General features: G+C 72.3%; 4 protein-coding genes. 2 read left to right on the forward strand and 2 right to left on the reverse strand.

The window, feature by feature from the left end; genetic code table 11:
- Positions 1 to 96: 96 nt before the first annotated feature.
- A complete protein-coding gene (locus DQW06_RS13090) occupies positions 97 to 1,302 on the reverse strand; it encodes a DUF418 domain-containing protein (protein ID WP_013155906.1) in 1,206 nt (401 codons plus the stop codon).
- 40 nt (positions 1,303 to 1,342) lie between these two features.
- Entirely contained in the window at positions 1,343 to 1,963 is a 621-nt protein-coding gene (locus DQW06_RS13095) for a TetR/AcrR family transcriptional regulator (protein ID WP_071621109.1), read from the reverse strand.
- Between the two features lie 254 nt (positions 1,964 to 2,217).
- On the opposite strand from DQW06_RS13095, the gene thiD reads away from it, so the two are divergent.
- Together thiD and DQW06_RS13105 are read left to right on the forward strand one after the other, a co-directional pair.
- Complete coding sequence (gene thiD, locus DQW06_RS13100; protein ID WP_013155904.1) at positions 2,218 to 3,018, forward strand: bifunctional hydroxymethylpyrimidine kinase/phosphomethylpyrimidine kinase; 801 nt, start codon at positions 2,218 to 2,220, stop codon at positions 3,016 to 3,018.
- Positions 3,019 to 3,221: 203 nt separating this feature from the next.
- Positions 3,222 to 3,413 carry a CsbD family protein gene (locus DQW06_RS13105; RefSeq protein ID WP_013155903.1) on the forward strand — a complete coding sequence of 64 codons (192 nt, stop codon included), beginning with the start codon at positions 3,222 to 3,224 and terminating at the stop codon, positions 3,411 to 3,413.
- Positions 3,414 to 3,455: the final 42 nt, after the last annotated feature.

Here is a 3,455-nt window from a genome sequence, read left to right on the forward strand (position 1 = left end):
CCCGGTGCCGGGCCGTCCCTCGCTCCGGCACCGGCTCGTCCGCCCTCGGCGGACGCGGCGTGCGGGGCCCCTCGGAGGGTCCCCCCGGCGGGGCGGTCAGCGGCGTTCGGGCACCCGCGCCAGCACGGCCTTCTGCAACGCCTCCAGCGGCCCCGCCCGGAAGCGGCGCAGCCAGAGCGTCGAGACGGTCAGGAGCAGGGCGCACACCGACGCCCACAGGCCCATCACCCACCACGGGCCGGTGTCGGCCAGGCGTGCGGCCAGCCCCAGGCCGAAGCCGTAGCAGACCAGCATGCAGACGACGTTCTGCGCGACGTAGCCGCTCATCGCCATCCGCCCCAGGGAGGACACGGCGGTGATCCCCCGTCCGGCGGGGTTCGCCCGGTCCACGACCCAGCCGACCGCGCCGACCAGGCCGAGCGCCACGACGGGCGCGGCGGCGTAGCGGTCCAGCATGAACAGGTCGGGTCCGGCCAGGGACGTGGCCAGGTTGACCGGCAGCCCGATCCCCAGCCCCCAGGCGAGCAGGCGGCCCCGGATCCGGCGGCCGGTGTCGTCGCCGCCGAAGGCCCCGGCGCGGAGGAGCCGTACGCCCAGCAGGAACATGAACACCATCAGGGCGAAGGTGACGACCGGTTCGGCCCGGAACAGCAGCGCGTTGTCGAGCCGGAAGGCGACCTGCTCCAGGTAACCGCCTTCGGCGTACAGTTCCACGGCCTCGGGCGGGACCTCGGCGCCCTGCGGATCCGGTTCGGACAGGAGCGCGGCCGTGACCAGGCCGACGAAGGCCAGGTGGAGGGCGGCGCACGTCCACATCACGGCGTTCTGCGCCCGTTCCGACCGGGTGAGCAGCCAGGCCACCACGATCGAGGCCGCCGCGTAGCCCATGAGCACGTCCGCGGCGAAGACCAGCGTGAAGTGCACGAGCCCCTCGGCGAACAGGAACAGCGCCCGCCACTTGTAGGGGCCGGGCCAGCGCCCGCCGCGCCTGGCCGCGGAGCGGAACTGGATGGCCAGCCCCACACCGAAGAGCAGGGTGAGCAGGGCCAGGAACTTGCCGTTGGCGGCGAAGGCGAACAGGCCCTGCGCCAGGGTCGCCGCCGACGGGTCCTCGCGGAAGGCCGCCATCGGGCCGATCGAGTCCGGGACGAAGATGATGCCCGCCTCGGCGCCCGGTGCGGCGAACAGCCACACGTTGGTGCCCAGGGTGCCCATGATGGCGACGCCGCGCAGGACGTCGAGCAGGGGCAGCCGGGTGGTCGGGCGGGCCGTGGCCGTGCTCCGCGGTGTCGTGCTGGTCATAGCGGCCCCCTCGGGCTCTGGCTCGTACGGGTTCACGGGTTCACGGCCCCTCGGGGGCGGGGAAGAGCCGGTCCAGGTGGGTGGCGAGCGCGGCGCGGACCGCGCTCTCGGAGAAGGCGTCGTCGCCGGTGATGAGGTGGTGCACGGTCAGGCCGTCCACGAGGGCGACGAGCCCGGCGGCCTCGGCCGCCGTGTCCGTGCCGGGCGGGAGTTCGCCCCGGCGCACCGCCTCGTCCATCACCTGCGTGAACACGCCCACCAGCTCGGCGGTGGTGTCCTTGTGCAGGCGCGACATCTCCGGGTCGGTCATCGTGGCCGGCAGGAACTCCAGCCACACGGTCAGCTCGGCGCGGCGTTCGTCGTCGAGCGGCAGCAGGGTCCGCGCCGCGCGGGAGACCCAGTCGCGGGCCGAGGCGATCGGCGGCCCGTCGGTGTTCACCGCCGTCAGCCGGTCGGCGCCCTGCTTGTAGAGGTACTCCACGCCGAAGCGCAGCAGTTGCGACTTGGTGCGGAAGTAGCGCTGCACCAGGCCGACCGAGACGCCGGCCCGGTCGGCGACGTCGGCGAGGGTGGTCCGCGCCAGCCCCCGCTCCCCCACCGTGCTCAGGAGCGCGCGGGCGACCTGCCGCCTGCGCTCCTCGTGGTCCGCTGTTCGTGCCATGAAAAAATAATACGGTAATATTTTTATGCCGTCCAGATCCTGGAAGGATCCGGCCGGGGCGCGGCGTCGTCCGGCCGCGCCGCACCCCGGCGCGCCCGCCCCCGACCGCGGACCGTGGCCGGGGCGTCGCGGATCGGCCGCCCCGACCTGGAGGAACGTCGGGTCTGTCCGCTGTGGTGCAATTGTTCGGGGGTTCGCGGGCAGGTGGGGGCCGCGGACTCCGCAACAGCACACCGAGACGAGGGGGTTCCCCGATGACCAACCGCGCGTACGTGATCGCAGGGTCGGAGGCCACAGGAGGCGCCGGCATCCAGGCCGACCTCAAGGCCTTCCAGGAGCTGGGCGTCTACGGCATGGGGACGATCACCTGCATCGTGTCCTTCGACCCGAAGAACGGCTGGGGCCACCGCTTCGTCCCCGTGGCCCCCGAGGTCATCGCCGACCAGATCGAGGCGGCCACCTCCTGCCACGACCTGGACGTGGTCAAGATCGGCATGCTGGGCACCCCGGACACCATCGACGTGGTCGCCGAGGGGCTCCGGCGCCAGCCGTGGCGGCACGTGGTCCTGGACCCCGTGCTGATCTGCAAGGGCCAGGAGCCGGGCGCGGCCCTGGACACCGACAAGGCGCTCACCGCGCAGATCCTGCCGCTGGCCACCGTGATCACGCCCAACCTCTTCGAGGCACGCACCCTCGCGGGGATGGAGGCGCTGGAGACGGTGGACGACCTGGTCGAGGCCGCCCGCCGCATCCACGAACTGGGGCCGCGGCATGTCATCGTCAAGGGCGGCGTGGAGTTGCCGGGCCCGGACGCCGTGGACGTGTACTTCGACGGCGAGGAGACGGTCGTCCTCAGCGCCCCCAAGATCGGGAACGCCAGGGTGAGCGGCGCGGGCTGCACCTTCGCCGCCGCGATCACCGCCGAGCTGGCCAAGGGCGGCGACGTGGGACCGGCCGCCGACGTGGCCAAGGAGATGGTGCGCGAGGGCATCAGCAACCGGGTGGGCACGCACGCCCCGTTCGACTCGGTGGCCACGGTCGCCCCCGGAGCCTAGGCAGTGTTTTCTGGACCTTCGCTTCGGTCCGTGTTCGGGCGCCCGGACGGACCCCCCAAGCTGAGGCCGGTTCAAAAAACAGGACCCAGGCGACATCTCCCCTCTGACCTTTTTGTCGGATTTTTTACCGGGACCACGGTTCGTGCCCCCGCCCGGCGGTCAGGGGTCTGCCCACAGGAGCGAACACCGAGTGGGAGGCGCACATGTCCGCAGGCGACCAGGCCAGGAACAAGGCCGACGAATTGAAGGGCAAGGCCAAGGAGAAGCTCGGCGAGGCCACGGACAACCAGCAGTGGCAGGCCGAGGGCAAGGCCGAGAAGAACACCTCGAAGTTCAAGCAGGCGGGCGAGAAGGCCAAGGACGCCCTGACCCGGGACGACAAGCCCGGGAGATAGGGGGTTCCGCGCGATCCCGGGCGGGGAGGCACCGACAGGTGC

Origin of the sequence: Nocardiopsis sp. TNDT3 (genome assembly GCF_003427465.1) — a bacterium.
In the GTDB taxonomy this organism is placed as follows: Bacteria; Actinomycetota; Actinomycetes; order Streptosporangiales; family Streptosporangiaceae; genus Nocardiopsis; species Nocardiopsis dassonvillei.

What these genes read in the sequence shown, in the direction of transcription:
- DQW06_RS13090 (WP_013155906.1), bottom strand. Translation starts at nt 1,302, where the DNA reads ATGACCAGCACGACACCGCGGAGCACGGCCACGGCCCGCCCGACCACC.
- DQW06_RS13095 (WP_071621109.1), bottom strand. Translation starts at nt 1,963, where the DNA reads ATGGCACGAACAGCGGACCACGAGGAGCGCAGGCGGCAGGTCGCCCGC.
- thiD (WP_013155904.1), top strand. Translation starts at nt 2,218, where the DNA reads ATGACCAACCGCGCGTACGTGATCGCAGGGTCGGAGGCCACAGGAGGC.
- DQW06_RS13105 (WP_013155903.1), top strand. Translation starts at nt 3,222, where the DNA reads ATGTCCGCAGGCGACCAGGCCAGGAACAAGGCCGACGAATTGAAGGGC.